Source organism: Streptomyces sp. NPDC059679 (assembly GCF_042734105.1).
Taxonomy (GTDB): Bacteria; Actinomycetota; Actinomycetes; order Streptomycetales; family Streptomycetaceae; genus Streptomyces.
In genome coordinates, this window is the sequence record NZ_JBHWES010000087.1 from 10257 (window position 1) to 32309 (window position 22053).

Consider the following 22053-nt stretch of genomic DNA (forward strand, 5'->3'; position numbering starts at 1 on the left):
TTAATATCCCCCCGCGCCCCACTGGGTCGGGGGGGGGGGGTGCCCGTGCCCACCCCCCCCCCCGGGGCCCGGGGGGGGCCCGGGCCGCCCCGCGGGCCGCCCCCCGCCCCGCGACATCGGCGCACGGAACGCACTCACGAGACAAGGAACTCCACCGATGCGCGTACTGTTCGCGACGGTTTCCGAGAAGTCCCATCTGTACACCATGGTTCCACTGGCCTGGGCCCTGACCACGGCGGGGCACGAGGTGCGCGTCGCCGGCAATCCGGCGCTCACCGAGGCCATCACAGGCGCCGGTCTCACCGCGACGCCCGTCGGCACCGACCACCGGATGCGCGACGCCTTCGCCCCGTACCAGGAGTTGGCCGAGCGGATCATCGACGCCCGTAAGCAGGGCGACCGCGCCGGGGCCGGCGCCCTGTACCGCAGCTTGCACGCACTGCTGGAGAACGAGGCGACGGACTGGAACGAGCCCAGTGCGGAACGCGAGACCTGGGCGAGCGTGCTGCGGAAGTACCAGGTCAACGTCGAGAGCATGTACCGCGTATACAACGACGGCATGGTCGACGACCTGGTGGAGCTGGCCCGCGCCTGGCGGCCCGACCTGGTGATCTGGTCGCCGCTGACCTACGCGGCGCCGGTGGCGGCCCGGGTGGTGGGCGCCGCCCACGCCCGGCTGCTGTGGAACGTGGACATCTACCCGGCGATGCGCGGCGTGTTCCTCGAACTGGCGGGGCAGCAGGCCGCGCAGCGGCGCGAGGATCCGCTCGCCGAATGGCTGACCGGCCATCTCCGGCGCCACGGCAGCGACTTCGCGGAGGAGGTCACGACCGGTCAGTGGACGATCGACCAGGGGCCCGCGAGCCTCCAGCTCCCCCTGGACCTGACGCGCGTGCACGTGCGCTACGCGCCCTACAACGGCCCCTCGGTGGAGCCCGACTGGGTGCGGGGCGCCCCCGACCGACCCCGGGTGTGCTTCACTCCGGGGTCTTCCTCGGCCTCGGTGATCGGCGCCTCGCATCTGCCGGTGCACGAGATCCTGGACGCCGTGGACGGCCTGGACATCGAGTTCATCGCCTCGGTCCCCGCCCAGGAGGCCGGCACCCTGCGACGGGTGCCGGACAACACCCGGATCGTCGACTTCGTGCCCCTGCACACGATCGTGCCGAGCTGTTCCGCGGTCATCCACCACGGCGGCTTCGGCGGCTGGTCGGCAGCGCTGCTGCACGGGGTGCCGCAGTTCCTGCTCCCGATCCGGTTCTCGGACTGGTGGGCCAAGGCCACCCTGCTCGACGCCCGGGGCGGCGGGGCGTATCTGCACGCCTCCGAGGTGACGGCCGAAACGCTGCGCGCGGGGCTCGTCCGGCTGCTGGAGGAGCCGTCCTACCGGGCTTCGGCCGCGCGGCTGCAACAGGAGATGCTGGCCGCGCCGACCCCCAACGACCTGGTCCCCACGCTGGAAAAGCTGACCGAGCTGTCACGCGGCGGGGTGCCGGCCCGAGGGTGACGCGGGGTCAGTCGGCCGGGGCGGGGGTCGGGCCGGTGAGGATGCGGCGCATCGCCTCGGTCAGCTCCCCGGCGCCGGGCGTGCCGTCGGGGTCGATGGCCATCTGCACGGCCATGCCGCCCACCAGGGTCATATAGAACGAGCCCAGGACCCGGGCGCTCTCCTCGTCGACCTCGTCCTCCGGGATCCCGTGGAAGAGGGCCACCAGCCCTTTCCGCCCCTCCGGCTGTGCCTGCCCGAACGCCGCGCGCAGCTCCGGGTCGCCCTCGGCCCGCATGACCGCCTCGAGTTGCGCCCGCCACAACGCCTGGTGCTTGCCGAACAGTTCAAGCATCCGGGTCCACCCCACCTCGAACCGCGCCGCCTGGTCCTGGTCAGCCCCCTCGGCGGCGGAGCCGGCTGCCGCGCCCGAGCCCTCGCGGTTCTGGGCCTCTTCCCTCAAGGACCGCTCGACGTCGTCCGCCCAGTCGCCCATGGCCGCGAACAGGGCCTCTCTCATCAGGGCGTCCTTGGAGCCGTAGTGGTAGCCGATGGATGCCAGATTGGCGCCCGAGGCCGCCACGATGTCCCGTGCGGTGGTGCGCGACCAGCCCTTTTCCAGCAGGCAGCGCTTGGCGCCCGCCAACAGATCCTCGCGATGTCCCATGGCGTCAGCCTATCCCGACACCCATACAACCGTCCAAGACGCCCGTCTCACACGCTCGTCTTATACAACCGTACTAGACAAGCGTTTAAGACGCTCGTATAGTCCTCGGCATGACTTCGACTCCCGCCAATTCCCGTGCCGGCCGCAAGGAATGGACCGCCTTCGCGGTCCTGATGCTTCCGCTGCTCCTGGTGTCCATGGACGTATCGGTGCTGTACTTCGCGCTCCCGGAGATCAGCGCGGAGCTGCGCCCCAGTTCCACCCAGCAGCTGTGGATCTTCGACATCTACGGCTTCGCCCTCGCCGGACTGCTCATCACGATGGGGTCGCTCGGCGACCGGATCGGGCGCCGGAAGCTGCTGATGCTGGGCGCCACGGCCTTCGGCGCCGCTTCGGTCGCCGCCGCGTACGCGGACAGCGCCGAGATGCTGATCGCGGCCCGGGCGCTGCTGGGCATCGGAGGGGCCACCCTGATGCCCTCGACCATGGCGCTCAGCCGCAATCTGTTTCAGGACCCGAAGCAGCGCGCCACCGCGATCGGGATCTGGTCCGGTGCCATGGCCGGCGGGGTGGCGCTCGGCTCGGTACTGAGCGGGGTCATGCTGTCCCACTTCTGGTGGGGCTCGGTCTTCCTCATCAACACCCCGGTGATGGCGCTGCTGCTGATCCTCGTCCCGGTCCTGGTGCCCGAGTTCAAGGACCCGGCCCCGGGGAAGTTCGATCTGCTGGGCGTTCCGCTGTCCATGGGCGCGGTGCTGCCGGTGATCTACGGCCTGAAGGAGTCGGCGGCGCACGGGTTCAGCGGGCCGCGGGCGCTGTGGATCGCGGCCGGGCTGCTGATCGGCCTCGTCTTCGTGCACCGCCAGCGCACCCACGCACACCCCATGATCAGCCCCGAGCTCTTCCGTCGCCGCGGCTTCGGTTCCTCGATCGGGCTCAACCTCATGGCCCAGTTCGCGATGATGGGCTCCGCCCTCTTCACCACCCAGTACCTGCAGTCGGTGCTCGGCAAGGGCCCGCTGGAGGCCGCGCTCTGGAGCCTGCTCCCGTCCGTCATGGTGGGCGCCGCCGGCCCCGCGTCGGCCGCGATCGCGCAGAAGGTGAACCGTGCGTACGTCATCGGCGGCGGATTCCTCGTCGCGGCCGCCGGGTTCGGGCTGCTCACCCTCGCCGGCACCGACTCGCTGTGGCTGGTGCTGATCGCGGCGGGCGTCCTCGCCTCCGGCATCGTCACCGTGATGTCACTGGTCACCGACATGGCCATGGGCACCGCCCCGGCGGAGAAGGCCGGTTCCGCCTCCTCTCTGCTGGAGACCGGCCAGGAGTTCGGCGGGGCGCTCGGGATGGCGCTGCTCGGCGTCGTCGGCAACGCCGTCTACCGCCACGACATGAGCGACAAGCTGCCCACCGACCCGCCGTCCGGCCTGCCGGCCGAGGCACTGGACGCGGCGCGCGAGACGCTGGGCGGCGCGGCGGCGGTGGCGGACCGGCTGAGCGGACGGGCCGGGGACGAGATGCTGGGCGCGGCGCGCGAGGCGTTCACCCACGGCATGCAGGTGGCCGCGGTGGCCGGGGCGCTGGTCCTGGTCGCGGCCGCGGCCCTGGCGGCCGTCGCCCTGCGCCACGTACGGGTCGAGGCCGGTGCGGTGGAAGAGGCCGGCGCGGACGTGGAGTCGGACGTGGAGCCGACCGCTGCGCCGACCGACGGCCCGTACGTGATCGGTGCCGAGCAGGGGACGGTACCGGGCGAGGCCCAGCCTGAGCCGGTGGCGAGCCGCTGACGGACCCGCACCTCTCGCCGACGCGACCCCGCCCGGGACACGGGCGGGGTCGCGTCATGCCGGGGCGCCGCCAACGACCGGAAGATCTCTGGAACTTGACTCGAATTCTCGCCTGTCCGACGGCAACCTTCGACCCGCTCGGCGGCAACCAGAAGCAACAGAGCGCTACTCGTTTCGCACTGTCATCTGACGTACCAGAAGTCCCCAAAGTCCCCTAATCCCCTCGAGAGGACTGATGCACCGTGCGCCTCCCCCGAGCGTTTGTGACCGCCGCGCTCGCCACCGCGTTCCTGGTGGGGGCGGGCCATGCGCCCCAAGCCGTCGCGGGTGAACTGCCCGGCGACACCGTGTTCTTCACCGACTCCGAATCCCAGGTCAACAAGTGGGTCGCCGCCAACCCCAGCGACTCGCGCCAGCCACGCATAGCCTCACGCATAGGCAGCCAGCCGCAGGCCGTCTGGTTCGCCCGCTACTCCCCCTCCACCGTCACCGCGGACGTCCGCAGAGTGACCTCCGCGGCCGCCGGCAAGAACCAGGTCCCCGTCCTCGTCGCGTACATGATCCCCAACCGCGACTGCGGCGGCGCCTCCGCGGGCGGCGCCCCCGACCTCGCCGCCTACGACACCTGGGCGCGCAACTTCGCCGCCGGGCTGGGCAGCGGGTCCTCGATCGTCATCCTCGAACCGGATTCGATCGCGCTCATCAGCTGCCTGTCATCCAGCGAGCTGAGCGCCCGCTACGCCTCGCTCGCCCGGGCCGCGAGCGCCATCCACGCCGCGAACCCCAAGGCCCGGGTCTACTTCGACGCCGGCCACTCCGCCTGGAACAGCGCCTCCGTACAGGCCTCGCGGCTGCGCTCGGCAGGCGTGCTGACCAGCGGCGACGGCATCTACAGCAATGTCTCCAACTACAATCGCACCGCCAACGAGGTCGCCTTCGCCAAGAGCGTGCTCAGCCAGCTCGGCGGCTCGGGCCTGACCGCGGTCATCGACACCAGCCGCAACGGCAACGGCCCCGCCCCCGACAACGCCTGGTGCGACCCGCACGGCCGCAAGCTGGGCGAGAACCCGACCGCGAACACCGGCGACCCGGCCATCGACGCCTATCTGTGGATCAAGCTGCCGGGCGAACTGGACGGCTGCGCGGGCGCCGCGGGCAGCTTCTCGCCCGACTACGCGTACGAGCTGGCCGGCTAGCCGTGCGCGAACGCACCTCGTACGCCGTGGCGGCGGCACTGCTGTGCGGGCTCCTGTCCGCGCCCGGCGGGGCCGCCGCCGCAACGGGGCCCGCGTCGTCCCAGGCCCGGCCCGCCAACTCAGTCACCGGCTCGGCCACCGGCTGGGCCACGGCGGGTCCGGGCACGACGGGCGGCGCCGGCGCCGCGCCCGACAGCACCTATGTCGTCCGCACCCGGGCCGAGCTCAAGACCGCCCTGGCCAACCACGGCGACCCCACCGCGCCCAAGGTCATCACCGTCCGCGGGACCATCCACGGCAACCAGACCGACGACGGCCGCCTCCTCGGCGCCCAGGACTACGCCCCCGGCTGGGACCTGACCCGCTACATGGACTGCTTCGGCCCCGACGCCGCCGCCTGGAGCGATGACCGCTACGAGTGGTGCAAACGCATGCGTACGCTCCGGATCACCGGCTCGAACGCCCAGAAGCAGCAGATCCAGCTGACCGTCCCCAGCAACACCACGATCCTCGGCGCCGGCGACGACGCGGCGCTCCTCGGCGTCGACCTCACCGTCAACACCGGCCAGAACATCATCGTCCGCAACCTCGGCTTCGAGGCGCCCATCGACCACTTCCCCAGCTGGGACCCCGGCGACGGCGACCAGGGTGCCTGGAACGCGCGCTTCGACGCCATGTCGGTGGTCACCGGCCGCAACCTCTGGATCGACCACTGCGCCTTCGGCGACGGCCGCTACCCCAACAGCCAGGCCCCCACCGGCTTCCACGGCAAGCCCGTCGAGCGCCACGACGGACTGCTCGACATGGAGGACGCCACCGACTTCGTCACCGTCTCCTACAGCCGATTCACCGACCACGAGAAGACCGTCCTCATCGGCTCCGGCGACGGCAAGGGCGACCGCGACCGCGGCCATCTGCGGATCACCTTCCACCACAACCTCTTCGCCGACACCGCCCAGCGCTCCCCGCGCGTGCGCTTCGGCCAGGTCCACTCCTACAACAACTACTTCCGCGGCTCCACCGACGACCCCGACTACCCGATGCGCGGCCAGGCCCTGGGCGGCAGCGCGTACTTCCTCGGCGTGGGCCTCGATTCGAAGCTGGTCTCCGAGTACAACGCCTTCGACCACACCGGCCCCGGCGCCTCCCCGGACATCGTGCTGGCCAACTTCCACGGCCACCAGTTCACGGATACCGGCTCCTGGTACCGGGGTCGGCGGACCGATGTGACCGCCCTCGCCCGCCGCACCTTCGAGACCGCCGCGGCCAAGGCCCGGGACGAGGCCCAGTCGTCGGGCACCGAACCCCCGGAGTGGGCGACCCGCACCTTCACCACGGACGTCGGCTGGTCCCCCGCCGACATCTACCGCTACCGCCCGCTGCGCTCGGCGGCGGCCGTCAGGCACACGGTGCTCCGCGAGGCGGGCCCCACCATCTCGAACCAGATCAACTTCCCGCCGATCCCAAACAGTTCCTCGCCGATCGCGTAGCCGTCCCACGCGTCGGCACACAGCTGGACGAGCGCCAGGCCCCGCCCGCGGTCATCGTCGTCCCCCGCGATCTGCGCGCCGTCCAGCACCGGCAGCTTGGGGTTGGTGTCGCACACGCTGATGCGCAGTCGCCCCCTGGACCAGAGGACCCGGACCGACGCCGGACCGTCGGAGTAGCGCACGGCGTTGGTGACCAGCTCGGACGTCAGCAGTTCGGCAGTGTCGATGAGTTCGTCGAGCCCGTGTTCCGCGAGGATCATCCGCACGGTGCGGCGGGCGATGCGGGGGGCGTGGAGTTCGTGCGGCATGTCGAGGGTGTACTGCCAGGCGTCATCGCTCATGCGGATCTCCTGTGGGCATGTGCTTCCGGCGCGTCTGACGCCGTAGCGTGAGTGACACGCGACACACCGTAGGGCATTGGAGTGATGACTTTCTCCCCTTCAGAGAAATACATCACTCCATAGACTGACGGTGGCGACCACGGCAGACTGATCGCGACCGAGAAGGGGAGTGCATGACGTCGAGAGCGACACCCACCGCCCGTCAGCAACGTCTGGGCGCCGAGCTGCGCAAGCTGCGAGAGAAGGCGGGGATGACCGCCCGCGAAGCGGGCGAGGTGCTGGGCGGCAACCAAGCCCGGATCAGCAACATCGAAACTGGGCGGGCGCCGGTCAGCTCAACGATGGTGCGCACACTTGCCTGTAACTACGACTGCTCGGACGACGTGCTTGTAGAAGCACTCGCCGGGATGACCGGCGAGCGCAAGAAGGGCTGGTGGGAGGAGTACCGGGGCGTCCTGCCGCCGGGTCTGCTCGACCTCGCCGAGTTGGAACACCATGCCCTGGAACTGCGGACGGCACAGACGTCCAGCATCCCTGGACTCCTCCAGACCGTCGATCACGCTCGGGTCGTCTTCCAGCAGAGCGTCCCCACGCTCCCGCCGCCGGAGGTCGAGCACAGGCTGTCACACCGGATCAAACGGCAGGCCGTCCTATACCGCGAAAGGCCGCTCCCTTACTCCGCCATCATTCACGAGGCGGCGCTGCGCATGCAGTTCGGCGGCCGGACGACAACACGGGCGCAGCTTCAGCACATCCTGGATATGAGCGAGCGCGACAACGTCAACGTCACGGTCGTCCCCTTCACCGCAGGAGCGTTCCCTGGCTCCGGCCAGACGGTCGTCTACGCTCGGGGACCGGTACCCCAGCTCGACACCGTCCACCTGGACCAGTCCCACGGCACCGCACTGCTCGATGCCGAGGCCCAACTGAGCAAATACCGCACACTCTTGGACCGGATGGACGCCATCGCGCTCAAGCCCGACGAGTCACGCGACTTCATCCGCGACATCGCACGCAGCCTCTGAAAGGCAGGAACGTTGTCCACGCTGGCCTGGCAGAAATCCTCTTACTGCGCCGAGGGAAGCAACTGCCTCAACCTCGCCGTCGCCCCTGACAGCACGATACGACTCCGCGAAAGCGAACACCCCGACGTCACCCTCACGACCACCCCGGCCCGCCTCGGCACCTTCATACGCGCCGCCAAAGCCGGAGCGTTCGACCACCTCGCGCCCTGAGTCCCGCAGATGTTCAGCAAGTTCCGTCACCACTGCCGGGTGTACGGGCGGCTCGCGCGGTTGTACGTGCGCTTCGCTGCGCTGCGCGCCGCCTGTGCGCCGTCTCGCGGCATTCGGTTCACGTGGGTGCGGCTTTCGTCTCGGCCCCTCCGGGTCCAAAGCGCCAGCGAGAAGGGGGAAGGGGGCGGCTGGCCCGCTGTCGCGGTTCCTCGGCCCGGCGGGCAGCTGAACTCAGGACAGGCTCCACTGCGCTCCGCCGCGACTGTTGCCGCGCAGTGGCTAGCCGGTCGGCCCAGCGGTGCGCTGATCCGGGGGCCTGGGAGCGCGACGGACAGGCGAGCACTACTGAGCGGGACCGGCTCTCCCCCACCCTGAAAGACGCTTGATGCAGTACTTGGCCGGGTTCAGGCTGTGGGGGTGATCGCCTTGCGGTCGTACTCACTGCGGGCGTCGGCGATGGCGGAGCGGTGGCGCTCCGCCCACATGGCGAGGGACGCCAGGGACTCGTACAGCTCCACGGCCATCGGTGTCGCCGTGTACTCGACCTTCGGCGGCACGGTCGGATAGACCGTCCTTACCAGCAGCCCGTCCCGCTCCAGATTGCGCAGGGTCAGCGTCAGCATGCGACGGCTGATGCCCTTGACCGAGCGTTCGAGTTCGGTGAACCGGCGGGTGGCCTGGGCGCACTCCAGCAGAATGCCGATCGCCCACTTACCGCTCACCCGCTCCAGCACCTGGAGCACCGTGCACGCCGTCCGCTCGTGATCGTCGGAGGCGGTGCCCTCGACATCAGCCGAGGCGGCCGGGACCTGGACCTGCACGGTCACAGCGCTGTTCCCCTGGGACATAAAAGTGCCTCCTTCCACGGCTTTTCAGGGTCACACATCATGAACCCCGTAACAAGTCGTTCCCTTTGGGAAAGAAGGTCATCCATGGCTGCCGACACGGCTGCTCCGGTCGAGCGGAAACGCTGGCTGGCGCTGTACACACTCTGCGCGGGGACGCTGATGATCGTCCTGGACGGAAGCGTCGTCACCGTGGCGCTGCCCACGATCGGAAGGGAGCTGCACTTCTCCCAGTCGAACCTCGCCTGGCTGATCAACGCCTACATGATCGCGTTCGGCGGTCTGCTGCTGCTCTCCGGCAGGCTCGGCGACCTCCTCGGCCGCAAGCGCATGTTCCTCGGCGGTATCACCCTGTTCACGGCGGCCTCGCTGCTGTGCGGGCTGTCCAACAGCCAGGAACTGCTGGTCTTCGGCCGGTTTGCGCAGGGCGTCGGCGGTGCCATGGCCAGTGCCGTGACCCTCGGCATGATCGTGACGATGTTCCTGGCCCCCCGCGACCAGGCCACGGCCATCGGCGTCTTCAGCTTCGTGGCCGCGGCGGGCGGCTCGATCGGTGTGATCGCCGGCGGTGTGCTGACCGAGGCGGCCGGCTGGAACTCCATCTTCTTCATCAACGTGCCGATCGGCGCCGTCATCCTCCTCGCGGCGTCCCGTCTCCTCGAACCGGACCGCGGGCTCGGCTTCGGCGCAGGTGCCGACCTGGTGGGTGCCGTCCTGGTGACCTCGGGTCTCATGCTGCTCGTCTTCGCCATCAACAAGATCGAGAACGACGGCTTCGACTCCGCCCAGACCCTCGGCTTCGGCGCCCTGGCCCTGGTCCTGCTCGCCGGATTCGTGCTGCGGCAGGCCAAGGCGAGCAACCCGCTGCTGCCACTGCGGATCTTCCGCTCGCGCTCTCTGTCGGGCGCCAACGGCGTCATGGTCCTGTTCGTGGCGGGCCTGTTCGGTTTCCAGTTCCTGCTCGCCCTCTATCTGCAGTCCGTGGCGGGATACAGCTCGGTCCGGACCGGCATGGCCTATCTGCCCGGTCCCATCGTGATCGCGGTGATCTCGCTCGGCTACTCCGCCAAGATCATCACCCGATTCGGCCCGCGCGCCGTGCTGCTGGTCGGCATGGTCATCACGGCGGTCGCGCTGGCCCTGCTCGGCCGGCTTCCCGTGCACGCGTCCTACCCTGCCGACGTCCTGCCGTCCGTGCTGTTGCTCGGCATCGGCGCGGGCCTCTCGCTCCCCGCCGTGATGGGGTTGGCCATGTCCGGTGCGACGCCCGCCGACTCGGGCCTCGCCTCGGGTCTGGTCAACACCACGCAGCAGATCGGCGGCGCCCTCGGCGTGGCGATCCTGGCCGCACTGGCCGCCTCCCGGGCCGACACCCTGGTCGGCCAGGGCAACAGCCCCGCCGAGGCCGCGACCGGCGGCTACCACGTCTCCTTCCTCGTGGCCGCAGCCCTGGAGGTGGTGGGCGTGCTCCTCGCCGCCGCCGTGCTGCGCGCACCGAAGACGGCCACGGCCCCCGCCGACGCGACCGGGCAGGGCGCCGAGGACATCGCCCTGCCCTCCGCGAACCAGAACTGACTGTCCGCCCGGGCGGACCCAGGCTCCGGCGCCGCCCCTGTCCGACGGCGCGCATGGCTGCCCGGGGCGGGCGGCCATGCGCCACACCCAGAAAGTCCCCTTCTGGATAATCCGCCACGGATCGAATTGTTACCCTGGCGAGCATGACCGCCATGGCGCCCACACGCAACGAACCCGACCTGTCGTTTCTCCTGGATCACACCAGTCACGTCCTGCGAACCCAGATGTCGGCGGCGCTCGCCGAGATCGGGCTGACGGCGCGTATGCACTGCGTGCTGGTCCACGCCCTGGAGGAGGAGCGCACCCAGGCCCAGCTCGCCGAACTCGGCGACATGGACAAGACCACGATGGTGGTGACCGTGGACGCCCTGGAGGCGGCCGGGCTCGCTGAGCGCCGCCCCTCCAGCCGGGACCGGCGGGCCCGGATCATCGCGGTCACCGAGGAGGGCGCCCGGATCGCGGGGCAGAGCCAGGAGATCGTCGACCGGGTGCACCGGGAGGCGCTGACGTCACTTCCCGAGGCCGGCCGGGCGACCCTGCTGCAGGCCCTGAATCAGCTGACCGAAGGGCATCTGGCCACACCGGCGGAGAGCCCCCGGTCGGCCCGGCGGGCGCGCCAGTAGAACGAACCTGAACCAACAAGAACCGAAAGAGATCGTCTGCAACGGAACTATCTGCTACGGTCTTTCCTGTCGCCATCACCTGAGGCCATCTGACAGGCCGTCCGACAGGAGAGCCCGTATGTCCGCCATATCCGCCTCCCCTCCCGCCCTTTCCCGCTCACGCCGGCTGGCCCTGGGCGTCATCGCCACGGGAATGCTGATGGTCGTCCTGGACGGTTCCATCGTGACCGTGGCCATGCCGGCCATCCAGGACGACCTGGGCTTCTCCCCCGTCGGCCTGAGCTGGGTGGTCAACGCCTACCTGATCGCGTTCGGCAGCCTGCTCCTCCTCGCGGGGCGGCTCGGCGACCTGATCGGCCGTAAGCGCATGTTCCTGGCCGGTGTCGCGGTGTTCACCGCGGCCTCGCTGCTGGCGGCCGCCGCCACCTCCCCCGCGGTACTGATCGCCGCCCGGTTTCTGCAAGGGATCGGCAGCGCCATGGCCTCCGCGGTCAGCCTGGGCATTCTGGTGACGCTGTTCACCGAGCCCCGGGAGCGAGCCAGGGCGATCGCCGTGTTCAGCTTCACCGGAGCGGCCGGCGCGTCGATCGGGCAGGTGCTCGGCGGTGTGCTGACCGACGCGCTCAACTGGCACTGGATCTTCTTCATCAACCTGCCGATCGGGCTCGCGGCCCTCGCCGTCGCCGTGCCCGTCCTGCCCGCCGACCGAGGGCTCGGCCTGGCCGCCGGCGCCGATGTCATCGGCGCCCTCCTCGTCACGGCGGGGCTGATGCTGGGGATCTACACCGTCGTCAAGGTCGAGGAATACGGCTGGACCGGGGCGCCCACCCTCGGCTTCGGCGCCCTCTCGCTCCTCCTGCTCGCCGCGTTCATCGCCCGCCAGGCAACGGCCCGTACCCCGCTGATGCCGCTGCGGATCTTCCGGTCGCGCAGCGTCGTGGGGGCCAATCTGATCCAAGTCCTCATGGTGGCCGCCCTGTTCTCCTTCCAGATCCTCGTCGCCCTCTATCTGCAGAAGGTCATGGGGTACGGCGCCGCCAAGACCGGCCTGGCCATGCTCCCGGCCGCCGCCGTCATCGGCGCGGTGTCCCTCGGCGTCTCCGCCCGGCTCAACGCCCGCTTCGGCGAGCGCAAGGTGCTGCTCACCGGAATCGTGCTCCTGATCGGCACCCTCGGGCTGCTCATCCGCGTGCCGGTGCACGCCGACTACCTCACCGACCTCCTTCCCGTGATGCTGCTCGCCGCCGGCTTCGGCCTCGCGCTCCCCGCGCTGACCACCCTCGGCATGTCCGGTGCGAAGGAGGACGACGCCGGGCTCGCCTCCGGACTGTTCAACACCACTCAGCAGATCGGCATGAGCCTGGGCGTCGCGGTGCTGTCCACCCTCGCCGCCTCCCGCAGCGACGGTCTGCTCACGCAGGGCAAGAGCCGGGCCGAGGCGCTGACCGGCGGCTACCACCTGGCCTTCACCGTCGGCACGGGGCTTCTGGTCGCCGCCTTCGTGGTCGCGTTCACGGTGCTCGCCCAGCCCGCCCCGAAGCCGACCACCACCGTACGGAAGAACGCCGACCCGGCCACCTCGCCCGCCACGGTTGCCTGACCCCTCCCCCATCACCACCAGCGAAAGGCCCGCCCCATGAACACGAACGTGGCGAACGAAGAGCAGCAGAAGCCGGGCGCCGGACCCGCGCCCCGGGCGCTGACGGACGAGGAGCTGTCCCGGCTGCTGCGGGAGCAGCAGTTTTCGGTGCTCGCCACGGTCAAGCGCAGCGGTCACCCCCATCTGTCGACCGTGCTCCACCGCTGGAGCCCCGAGGAGCGCGTGGTCCGGATCTCCACCACGGCCGACCGCCTCAAGGTGCGCCAGCTGCGCCGCGATCCGCATGCCGCCCTGCACGTCCACGGCCCGAACGTCTGGTCGTTCGCCGTCGCCGAGGGCGAAGCGGAGATCTCCGAGGTGACAACGGTGCCCGGGGACGCGGTCGGGCGCGAACTGCTCTCCCTGACGCCGGGCTTCGACGATCCGCGGGACGAGGCGGCGTTCCTGGAGCAGATGGTCGCGGACCGACGGGTGGTGATCAGGATCCGGGTGTCCCGCCTGTACGGAACGGCCCTCGACATCCCCGCTGCCGACTGAGCATCCGACTGTTCAGACGGCCTGATCAAACAACCGAGAGCCGCCGCAGCGCCGGACCGATGTCCGGCGCTGCGATCGCGCCGTAGCCGAAAACGAGGCCCGGCCGTACGGACCGGCTCATGGCGACCTCGGACAGGGTGTAGAGCGCCACGCCCGAGGCACGGGCCCGGGCCGCCGGCTCCGCCGGGTCGCCGGTCGCGTAGGCGGTGATGTGCAGACCGGCCGAGGACGGGATGACGTCGAGCCGGTCCGCGAAATGCTCGGCGAGCCCGGTCGTGATCAGCTCGTGCCGGGCCGCGTACTCCTGTCGCATCCGGCGGATGTGGCGGGCGAGCAGACCGTCGTCGATGAACCTGGCCAGCGCCGCCTGGGTGGGAAAGGAAGTGCTCCAGTCGGTCACGTACTTGGCCGCGCGCAGCGCGTCCCGCAGCGGGGTGGGCGCCACGAGGAAGCCGATCCTCAGCGAGGGCAGCATGACCTTGGAGAAGGAGCCCACGTAGATCACGTGGCCGGCCCGGTCGACGCTCTGCAGGGGATCGATCGGCCGGCCGCCGAAGCGGAACTCGCTGTCGTAGTCGTCCTCGATCACCACGGCACCATGACGTTCGGCCCATTCGACGAGGGCCATCCGGCGCCGCAGCGACATCGGCATGCCCAGCGGGAACTGATGCGAGGGCGTCACATAGACGACGCGGACGTGGTCCGGGAGGGCGTCCACACACAGGCCCTCGTCGTCCACCGGAACATCCACGACCGTGGCGCCCAGCGAGCGGAAGAGCATCCGGGCCGGCGGATAGCCGGGGTCCTCGACCGCGACGCCATCGCCCGGCTCGACCATCACCCGGCAGATCAGATCGAGGGCCTGCTGGATGCCGTTGGTCACGACCACATCGTCGGCGGCGGCCCGCACCCCCCTGAACAGGCCGATGTGGCGCGCGATCGCCGCGCGCAGTCCGCCGTGGCCCGCCGGATGCCCCGAGCCCCGCGCGATCGCGGCCGGTGGGCGCAGTTCGCGCGCGACCAGCCGCCGCCATGTCTGGTACGGGAACAGCCCAGCGTCCGGCAGGCCCACCCGCAGGTCGTATGCGACGGAGGTCAGCTCGGCGTCGATCGGGCCGAGCCATGGGGTGACCACCCCGTCCCAGACGGCGCGCGGCTTGAGCGCTGAACGGGTGCTCGCGGCACCCGGCGTACGGCCGACCGCCCGTACGAACGTGCCCGCACCGACCCGGCTCTCCAGATAGCCCTCGCTCGCCAGCCGGTCGTAGGCGACGCCGACCGTGTTGCGGGCCACCTCGAGCCGCCGGGCCATCTCCCGGGTCGGCGGCAGCGGATCGCCCGGGCGCAGCCGTCCGTCGAGGATGGCGGCACGGACTTGTCGGTAGATCTGGCCGGACAGGTCGCGATGCCCGTCGAGGCTGACGTGGACCTCCATATTGGCTCAATCATATGCGGGGTTATTGGACCTGGTGTTGGGCCATTGCCCGTTCCTAGGCTTCGGATCATGGATATTCGAGAGCTGGACATCCAAGAGCTCGACCGCCGGTCGCTGGCGCTGTTGGGCGATGTCGTCGCCCAGGTCAAGGACGATCAGCTACGTCTCCCGACGCCGTGCCCGGACTGGACCCTGCACGGCCTGATCCGCCATCTCATCAGCCAGAACGAGGGGTTCGCCGCGGCGGCGCGCGGCGCAGGCGAGGCGCTGTCCGACTGGCGCGGCGGCGACCTCGGCGCCGATGCGCGCGCCGCGTTCGCCGCATCGGCGGCACTGGTCAACGATGCGTTCGCGCAGGACGGTGTGCTCGACCGGGGGTTCGCCCTCCCGGAGGTCCGCAACGGCGGTGCCTTCCCCGCGCCCCTCGCGATCAGCTTCCACGTCGTCGACTGCGTCGTCCACGCCTGGGACGTCGCGGCCACGATCGGCGTCCCCTGGGAGCCCGACGAAGAGCTGACCGCCGCCGCGCTACGAGTCGCCGAACAGGTCCCCGACCAGGGCCGCGGCCCCGGCGCCGCCTTCGAACGCCGCGTCCCGCCCCTGGCCGACGCACCCCCGCACCACCGGCTGCTCGGCCTGCTCGGCCGCGTCCCGTCCTGGACGGGCCGTCCGTGCTGAGATCGCACTGGCGCCCGGGCCCTGCGGCGGACACGGAGGGCCCCGTGCTCGTCAGCGTCACCGACTTCACCTTCACCAAGCGCCTGGACCTCCCCGGCATCGCCCGCGCGGCCATCGGCCTACGCCGCACCTGGCCCGCCCTCGACGGGGCGGTCGGCCTCTGGCTGTGGACGGCTCCATGGGCCCGGCGCTGCGGCGCGGTGTCGGTGTGGACCGGTGAGGAGTCGCTGCACGGATTCGTAGCCCGCCCGGACCACGTCGCGATCATGCGCAAGTACCGCACCCGCGGTGTGGCCAGGGCGACGACCTGGGTCTCTCCCGGTCTCGACGAGACCGCCATCTGGCGGGACGCCTATCGCGTGCTCATGGGATCCGGAATGCGGGACTCGGCGGACGCGAACGCCGGAGCCGCCCCTCACACGGGGGAGGGGCGGTTCCGGCGTTGACGGTCGCGCGTGGGGCTAGCCCAGATGCACCGGAAGCGGCTCCGTCTGCTCCGCGCCGGGCTGGCGGCTCGGGCGTGGGGTGTTCATCAGCAGGCCGACCAGGACCGCCGCCGCCGCGAGGATCACCGAGGACCAGACGAACGCCTCGGAGAAGCCCTCGACCAGCCCCTCCTTGCCCAGTTGCGGGGTCACCTCATGGGCACGGACCGCCGGGGCCAGGTAGTCCTTGGTCGTACTGGCGGCGATCGTGTTGAGCATCGCCGTGCCGACCGAGCCGCCGATCTGCTGGGCGGTGTTGACCGTCGCGGAGGCGATGCCCGCGTCCTGGGGCTGGACGCCGTGGGTGGCGTAGTTCATCGACGGCGCCATCGTCAGGCCCATGCCGAAGCCGACGAGGAGTTCGGCGGGCAGGATGCCCGCCGCGTACGAGCTGTCCGGCTCCAGGGGGATCAGCAGCGCGACGCCGACGGCCGCGATGAGCAGGCCCGGGACCATGAGGACGCGGGGCGGCACCTTGGGGAGCAGCCGGGTGCCGACGCCGGCCGCCGAGACCAGCACGGCCGCGGTCATCGGCAGGAAGGCCACGCCGCTGACCAGCGCCGAGTAGCCCTTGACACGCTGCATGTAGTACGTGAGGAAGAGGAACATCGCGAACATGCCGACCACCGCGAGACCGACCGCGAGGTAGGCGCCGCCGCGTGTGCGGTCCGTGATCACCCGCAGGGGCAGCAGCGGGCGCGGTACGACGCGCTCGGTCAGGACGAACGCCGTCAGCAGGACCACGCCCAGGGTGAGCAGCCCGGTCACGGTAAGCGAGTCCCAGCCCTCGGACTCCGCCTCGCTGCATCCGTACACCAGCGCGACCAACCCGGATACGGCCAGCAGCACGCCGGGCACGTCGAAGCGGGCGCGGTCGCCGTCGGCGCGCTCGTCGGCGGGCAGGACGTACCAGCTGAAGACGGCGACGGCGGCGACGGGCACATTCACATACAGGCACCAGCGCCAGTCCAGATACTCGGTCAGCAGCCCGCCGAGGACGAGGCCGATCGCGCCGCCGCCCGCCGCGATGGCGCCGAAGACACCGAATGCCTTGGCGCGCTCGCGCGGCTCGGTGAAGTTCACCGCGAGCAGGGACAGCACCGTGGGGGCGAGCAGCGCGGCGAACACGCCCTGCAGCGCGCGGGCCGCGAGGAGCATCTCGAAGCCGGAGGCCGCGCCGCCGAGCGCGGAGGCCGCGGCGAAGCCGATCAGACCGATGAGAAAGGACCGCCGGCGGCCGGTGTAGTCGGCGATCCGGCCGCCGAGGAGCAGCAGGCTGCCGAACGCCAGGGTGTAGGCGGTGATGACCCATTGCCGGTCACCGTCGGAGATGCCGAGGTCCTGCTGGGCCGAGGGCAGGGCGATGTTCACGACGGTGATATCGAGGACGATCATCAGCTGGGCCAGGCCGATGAAGAGCAGTGCCAACCAGCGCCGGGGGTTGACCGCGGGCTGCGTGTCGAGGGGCTGGGCCATGATGGTGCCTTTCTGAGGCTTATCTGGAGATTTCAGGCTTTGAGAGGCATTCCCCGTCCGGGTTTGCCGGGCGGGGGGATTCCTCCGGAAGCGACCGGACGGGTCAGCCGTCAGTCGGATCCGGCACCCATCGCCCCTCCTCTGAGGCGCTTGAACGTGGCGGCGTCCAGGGCCGGTCCTGACAGCCGGGCGCTGGGCCGGGCACTGCCGTCTGGACGTAGGCCGTCGATGTATACGTCCAGCTGGCGGTGCGCCAGCGCCTCGTCGTCCGGCATGACCCCGCCGGGCAGCGGGCGGGACAGCCGGATGATCATCAGGGTGATGTCGCCGAAGACGGCGTCGGGGCGGATCAGCCCGGCCTCATGGGCCCGTCCGAGCAGTTCGTCGACGGGGTCGGCGGCGTCCTGGCGGACGGCGTCCAGGATCTCGTCGACGGTGACCCGGCCGAGGAGGGCGGGCACCACCGAGCCGAGCTTGAGGTCGAGGGCCGCGTGCATAAAGCGGCGCAGTGCGTCCATCGGGTCGCGCTCCGCCTCGGTCGCCTCGTGCGCGGCCTCGACCAGGGCGGCGAAGACGTCGATCGCCACCGCGCGGATCAGGTCGGCGCGCTTGGGAAACCGCCGGTAGAGGGTCGCGATGCCGACGCCCGCCCGGCGGGCGATCTCGTCGAGAGGGGCGTCAGGGCCCTGGTCGGCGAAGACCGCGCGGGCGGCGTGCAGGATCTGCTCGCGGTTCTGCCGGGCGTCGGCCCGCATCCGGGGCATCCGGGACGCGGGGCCGTCGGGGGCGTCGACCGGATCGACCTCGTCGGCGTCGGCGTCGGGCGTGATGGTGGACACGGCGAACCTCCCGCAAGCAGGGCGGCACAGCACAGCAGAGCTAGGTGGAGAGTTTTTCTCCACTTAGTGATATCAGCGTATCCACTGCGGCCAGGATATTCAACACGTGATGAAAAAGATCGGACGGGTCCCGAACGCAGACGCGGACACGGCCGCGCACAACAAAGCCCGGCCCCCGCCGAAGCGGGGGCCGGGCCCTGTGCTTGCTGCTCTGTGCCGCGCTCAGTCCACCAGGTTGACCGAGCGGGCCGACGACGCCCCGATCTCCTCGGCGATCTCGGTGAGGACCGGCTGCGGGATCGTGTCGTCCACGGTCAGCGCCACCAGCGCCGCCCCGCCCGCCGCCGAACGCGAGACCTGCATACCGGCGATGTTGATCTCCGCCTCGCCGAGGATGCGGCCGAGCGTGCCTACCACACCCGGGCGGTCGGTGTAGCGCAGGAAGGCCATGTGGTCGGCGAGCGCCAGGTCGACGTCGTACTCGCCGACCGCGACGATCTTCTGCTGGTTCTTGGGACCGGCCAGCGTGCCGGAGATCGAGACCTCGTCACCGCCGGAGAGGGTGCCGCGCACGGTCACCACATTGCGGTGCTCCGAGGACTCCGAGCTGGTGGTGAGGCGGACCTCGACGCCGCGCTCCTGCGCGAACAGCGGGGCGTTCACATACGACACGGTCTCGTCGACGATGTCCTCGAACACGCCCTTGAGCGCGGAGAGTTCGAGCACCTTGACGTCGTGCTGGGTGATCTCGCCGTACACCTCGACGTCCAGCCGGACCGCGACCTCGCCCGCGAGCGCGGTGAAGATCCGCCCCAGCTTCTCGGCCAGCGGCAGCCCGGGCCGTACGTCCTCGGCGATGACGCCGCCCTGCACATTCACCGCGTCCGGGACCAGCTCGCCCGCGAGGGCCAGGCGCACCGAGCGGGCGACCGCGATGCCCGCCTTCTCCTGGGCCTCGCCGGTGGAGGCGCCCAGGTGCGGGGTGACCACCACGTTGTCGAACTCGAAGAGCGGGGAGTCCGTGCACGGCTCCTTGGAGAACACGTCCAGGCCGGCCGCCGCGACCCGGCCCTCCTTGAGGGCCGCCGCCAGCGCCTCCTCGTCGACGATCCCGCCACGCGCGGCGTTGACGATGCGGACCTCGGGCTTGACCTTGTGCAGCGCCTCGTCGCCGATCAGGCCGACGGTCTCGGGGGTCTTGGGGAGGTGGACCGTGATGAAGTCGGAGACCTCGAGCAGCTCGTCCAGCGACAGCAGCTTGACGCCCATCTGGGCGGCGCGCGCGGGCTGGATGTAGGGGTCGTACGCGACGATCTTCATGCCGAACGCGGACATCCGCTGGGCGACCAGCACGCCGATACGGCCGAGGCCGACGACGCCGAGGGTCTTCTCGCTCAGCTCCACGCCCGTGTACTTGCTGCGCTTCCACTCGCCGTTCTTCAGCGCCGCGTTCGCCTGCGGGATGTTGCGGGCCGTGGCGACCAGCAGACCGCAGGCCAGCTCGGCCGCGGTGACGATGTTGGACGTCGGGGCGTTGACGACCATGACGCCGGCCTTGGTGGCGGCGGGCACGTCCACATTGTCGAGGCCGACCCCCGCGCGGGCGACGACCTTGAGGTTCTTGGCCGCGGCGATGGCCTCGGCGTCGACCTTGGTGGCGCTGCGCACGAGGATGGCGTCCACGTCGGCGATGGCGGGCAGCAGCTCGGCCCGGTCCGCGCCGTTGCAGCTGCGGATCTCGAAGTCCGGACCCAGGGCCTCCACCGTGGCGGGCGAGAGCTCTTCGGCGATGAGTACGACGGGTTTACCCGTGGAAGCAGTGCTCACGTGGTCTTCAGTCCTCACTAGTCCTATGCGGACGGCCGTCCCGACGGCCGCAGGCGTGAAGGGGGGCAGCCGCGTGAAAGACGCACGACGCTGTGAGCCCTGACGCGCTTATTCCCTGCAGTGTAGTGGCGTCCGGGAGGCGTTTTGCGCCATAGCGGCGGGATCACCCGCACGTGGTCTTGCATGATGGACAAGTCGCGGACCGGGCCCCCCGAGGTGCGGGCTCGGGGGGCCGGTCCCAGAGGGCTTACGCCTCGTCGTCGACCCAGCTCATCAGCTTGCGCAGCTCCTTGCCGGTGGTCTCCAGCAGGTGGTCGCCGTCGGCCTTCTTGTACTCGTTGTACTTCGGCAGACCCGCGTGGTACTCGGCCATCCAGTTCTTGGCGAAGCTGCCGTCCTGGATCTCGGCGAGAACCTTCTTCATCTCGGCCTTGGTCTGGTCGTTGATGATCCGCGGGCCGGTGACGTAGTCGCCCCACTCGGCGGTCTCGGAGATCGACCAGCGCATCTTCTCCAGGCCGCCCTCGTACATGAGGTCCACGATCAGCTTCAGCTCGTGGAGGCACTCGAAGTACGCGATCTCCGGCTGGTAGCCGGCCTCGACCAGGGTCTCGAACCCGGCCTTGACCAGCGCGGAGGTGCCACCGCACAGCACCGCCTGCTCGCCGAAGAGGTCGGTCTCGGTCTCCTCGGTGAAGGTGGTCTTGATGACGCCGGCGCGGGTGCCGCCGATGCCCTTGGCGTACGACAGGGCGAGCGCGAAGCCGTTACCGGTGGCGTCCTGCTCGACGGCCGCGATACACGGCACGCCGCGGCCCTCCTCGTACTGGCGGCGGACCAGGTGGCCCGGGCCCTTGGGGGCGACCATGCAGACGTCCACACCGGCCGGGGGCTGGATGAAGCCGAAGCGGATGTTGAAGCCGTGGCCGAAGAACAGCGCGTCGCCGTCCTTCAGGTTGGCCTTCACCGACTCCTCGTAGACCTGGGCCTGGATCGGGTCCGGGACCAGGATCATGATCACGTCGGCCTCGGCGGCCGCCTCGGCCGGGGTGACCACGCGCAGACCCTGCTCCTCGGCCTTGGCCTTGGACTTCGAGCCCTCGTGCAGGCCGACCCGGACGTCGACGCCCGAGTCGCGCAGCGACAGCGCGTGGGCGTGGCCCTGGCTGCCGTAGCCGAGGACCGCGACCTTGCGGCCCTGGATGATGGACAGGTCGGCGTCGTCGTCGTAGAACAGCTCGGCCACTTCGGGATTCTCCTAGCGTTTTCGGGTTGTGCGTCCCACCGTATGACGGGCGGGCGGGTGAAGGTTTCGGGGTCTCGCCATACGGGCCCCGGATGCCCCGGATCGGCCATGATCGGCCGCCCCGGTGCCCGGTGCCGCTGGTCAGGCGGTCCGGTCGAGCGCGCGCAGGCTCCGGTCGGTGATGGAGCGGGCGCCACGCCCTATGGCGATGGTGCCGGACTGGACCAGCTCCTTGATGCCGTACGGTTCCAGCATCTTGAGCATGGCCTCGAGCTTGTCGCTGCTTCCGGTGGCCTCGATGGTCACGGCCTCCGGGGAGACATCCACGGTCTTGGCGCGGAACAGCTGGACGATCTCGACGATCTGGGAGCGGGTCTCGTTGTCGGCGCGCACCTTCACCAGGACCAGTTCCCGCTGGATCGCGTGGCCGCCTTCCAGCTCGACGATCTTCAGGACGTTGACCAGCTTGTTGAGCTGCTTGGTGACCTGCTCCAGCGGGAGCTCGTCGACATTGACCACGATGGTGATCCGGGAGATGTCGGGGTGCTCGGTGACGCCGACCGCGAGCGAGTCGATGTTGAAGCCGCGGCGGGAGAACAGCGCGGCGATCCGGGCCAGGATGCCGGGGGTGTTCTCCACCAGGACGGAGAGCGTGTGCTTGGTGGACATGGGCTGAAGTCTCTCTTCTCTC

20 protein-coding genes and 1 pseudogene are annotated in these 22053 nt (G+C 70.3%); 12 read left to right on the forward strand and 9 right to left on the reverse strand.

Going from position 1 to position 22053, the window contains the following annotated elements; translation table 11 throughout:
• Positions 1–157: 157 nt before the first annotated feature.
• Entirely contained in the window at positions 158–1507 is a 1350-nt protein-coding gene (locus ACFV2X_RS49175) for an activator-dependent family glycosyltransferase (RefSeq protein ID WP_385629345.1), read from the forward strand.
• 7 nt (positions 1508–1514) lie between these two features.
• On the opposite strand, the gene ACFV2X_RS49180 is transcribed toward ACFV2X_RS49175, so the two are convergent.
• Positions 1515–2153: a TetR/AcrR family transcriptional regulator gene (locus ACFV2X_RS49180; RefSeq protein WP_385629348.1), complete on the reverse strand. Its 639-nt coding sequence runs from the start codon at positions 2151–2153 to the stop codon at positions 1515–1517.
• 110 nt (positions 2154–2263) lie between these two features.
• Here ACFV2X_RS49180 and ACFV2X_RS49185 point away from each other — a divergent pair, with 110 nt between their 5' ends.
• The 3 genes and pseudogenes from ACFV2X_RS49185 to ACFV2X_RS49195 form a co-directional block, all read left to right on the forward strand.
• Positions 2264–3934 carry an MFS transporter gene (locus tag ACFV2X_RS49185; protein WP_385629350.1) on the forward strand — a complete coding sequence of 557 codons (1671 nt, stop codon included), beginning with the start codon at positions 2264–2266 and terminating at the stop codon, positions 3932–3934.
• A 242-nt stretch (positions 3935–4176) separates the two neighbouring features.
• Positions 4177–5130 (forward strand): glycoside hydrolase family 6 protein, encoded by a 954-nt coding sequence (locus ACFV2X_RS49190; RefSeq protein WP_385629352.1) that lies wholly within the window; start codon positions 4177–4179, stop codon positions 5128–5130.
• 431 nt (positions 5131–5561) lie between these two features.
• Positions 5562–6242, forward strand: a pseudogene (locus ACFV2X_RS49195) (polysaccharide lyase family 1 protein); the annotation flags it as partial.
• 257 nt (positions 6243–6499) lie between these two features.
• Here ACFV2X_RS49195 and ACFV2X_RS49200 read toward each other — a convergent pair.
• Positions 6500–6961 carry an ATP-binding protein gene (locus ACFV2X_RS49200; protein WP_385629354.1) on the reverse strand — a complete coding sequence of 154 codons (462 nt, stop codon included), beginning with the start codon at positions 6959–6961 and terminating at the stop codon, positions 6500–6502.
• 173 nt (positions 6962–7134) lie between these two features.
• Here ACFV2X_RS49200 and ACFV2X_RS49205 point away from each other — a divergent pair, with 173 nt between their 5' ends.
• Entirely contained in the window at positions 7135–7986 is an 852-nt protein-coding gene (locus tag ACFV2X_RS49205) for a helix-turn-helix domain-containing protein (protein ID WP_385629357.1), read from the forward strand.
• A gap of 12 nt (positions 7987–7998) precedes the next feature.
• A complete protein-coding gene (locus ACFV2X_RS49210; protein WP_385629360.1) occupies positions 7999–8196 on the forward strand; it encodes a DUF397 domain-containing protein in 198 nt (65 codons plus the stop codon).
• Positions 8197–8600: 404 nt separating this feature from the next.
• Here the strand turns inward: ACFV2X_RS49210 and ACFV2X_RS49215 are convergent, their stop codons facing one another.
• A complete protein-coding gene (locus ACFV2X_RS49215; protein WP_385629361.1) occupies positions 8601–9044 on the reverse strand; it encodes a winged helix-turn-helix transcriptional regulator in 444 nt (147 codons plus the stop codon).
• 84 nt (positions 9045–9128) lie between these two features.
• Between ACFV2X_RS49215 and ACFV2X_RS49220 the strand changes: the two genes are divergently transcribed.
• The 4 genes from ACFV2X_RS49220 to ACFV2X_RS49235 all read left to right on the forward strand — a co-directional run bounded on the left by ACFV2X_RS49220 (position 9129) and on the right by ACFV2X_RS49235 (position 13376).
• Positions 9129–10616 carry an MFS transporter gene (locus ACFV2X_RS49220; RefSeq protein WP_385629363.1) on the forward strand — a complete coding sequence of 496 codons (1488 nt, stop codon included), beginning with the start codon at positions 9129–9131 and terminating at the stop codon, positions 10614–10616.
• Between the two features lie 143 nt (positions 10617–10759).
• Positions 10760–11239, forward strand: a complete 480-nt coding sequence (locus ACFV2X_RS49225; protein WP_385629365.1) for a MarR family winged helix-turn-helix transcriptional regulator — start codon at positions 10760–10762, stop codon at positions 11237–11239.
• A gap of 118 nt (positions 11240–11357) precedes the next feature.
• A complete protein-coding gene (locus tag ACFV2X_RS49230; RefSeq protein WP_385629368.1) occupies positions 11358–12839 on the forward strand; it encodes an MFS transporter in 1482 nt (493 codons plus the stop codon).
• A gap of 36 nt (positions 12840–12875) precedes the next feature.
• Positions 12876–13376, forward strand: coding sequence for a TIGR03618 family F420-dependent PPOX class oxidoreductase (locus ACFV2X_RS49235; RefSeq protein WP_385629371.1), 501 nt, complete (start codon positions 12876–12878; stop codon positions 13374–13376).
• A 25-nt stretch (positions 13377–13401) separates the two neighbouring features.
• Here ACFV2X_RS49235 and ACFV2X_RS49240 read toward each other — a convergent pair whose 3' ends face one another.
• Positions 13402–14811, reverse strand: a complete 1410-nt coding sequence (locus ACFV2X_RS49240) for a PLP-dependent aminotransferase family protein (RefSeq protein WP_385629373.1) — start codon at positions 14809–14811, stop codon at positions 13402–13404.
• A gap of 69 nt (positions 14812–14880) precedes the next feature.
• On the opposite strand from ACFV2X_RS49240, the gene ACFV2X_RS49245 reads away from it, so the two are divergent.
• Together ACFV2X_RS49245 and ACFV2X_RS49250 are read left to right on the forward strand one after the other, a co-directional pair.
• Complete coding sequence (locus tag ACFV2X_RS49245; RefSeq protein ID WP_385629375.1) at positions 14881–15489, forward strand: TIGR03086 family metal-binding protein; 609 nt, start codon at positions 14881–14883, stop codon at positions 15487–15489.
• A 44-nt stretch (positions 15490–15533) separates the two neighbouring features.
• The gene (locus ACFV2X_RS49250; protein ID WP_385629378.1) at positions 15534–15935 is read left to right on the forward strand and encodes a hypothetical protein; all 402 of its coding nucleotides are present in this window, start codon (positions 15534–15536) and stop codon (positions 15933–15935) included.
• 15 nt (positions 15936–15950) lie between these two features.
• Here the strand turns inward: ACFV2X_RS49250 and ACFV2X_RS49255 are convergent, their stop codons facing one another.
• The 5 genes from ACFV2X_RS49255 to ilvN form a co-directional block, all read right to left on the reverse strand.
• Entirely contained in the window at positions 15951–17450 is a 1500-nt protein-coding gene (locus ACFV2X_RS49255; protein ID WP_385629380.1) for an MFS transporter, read from the reverse strand.
• A 110-nt stretch (positions 17451–17560) separates the two neighbouring features.
• Entirely contained in the window at positions 17561–18289 is a 729-nt protein-coding gene (locus tag ACFV2X_RS49260) for a TetR/AcrR family transcriptional regulator (protein ID WP_385629382.1), read from the reverse strand.
• Between the two features lie 222 nt (positions 18290–18511).
• Positions 18512–20116 (reverse strand): phosphoglycerate dehydrogenase, encoded by a 1605-nt coding sequence (gene serA, locus ACFV2X_RS49265; protein ID WP_385629385.1) that lies wholly within the window; start codon positions 20114–20116, stop codon positions 18512–18514.
• A 247-nt stretch (positions 20117–20363) separates the two neighbouring features.
• Entirely contained in the window at positions 20364–21362 is a 999-nt protein-coding gene (ilvC, locus tag ACFV2X_RS49270) for a ketol-acid reductoisomerase (protein ID WP_385629387.1), read from the reverse strand.
• Between the two features lie 141 nt (positions 21363–21503).
• Positions 21504–22031, reverse strand: coding sequence for an acetolactate synthase small subunit (gene ilvN / locus ACFV2X_RS49275; RefSeq protein ID WP_385629390.1), 528 nt, complete (start codon positions 22029–22031; stop codon positions 21504–21506).
• Between the last annotated feature and the right edge of the window lie 22 nt (positions 22032–22053).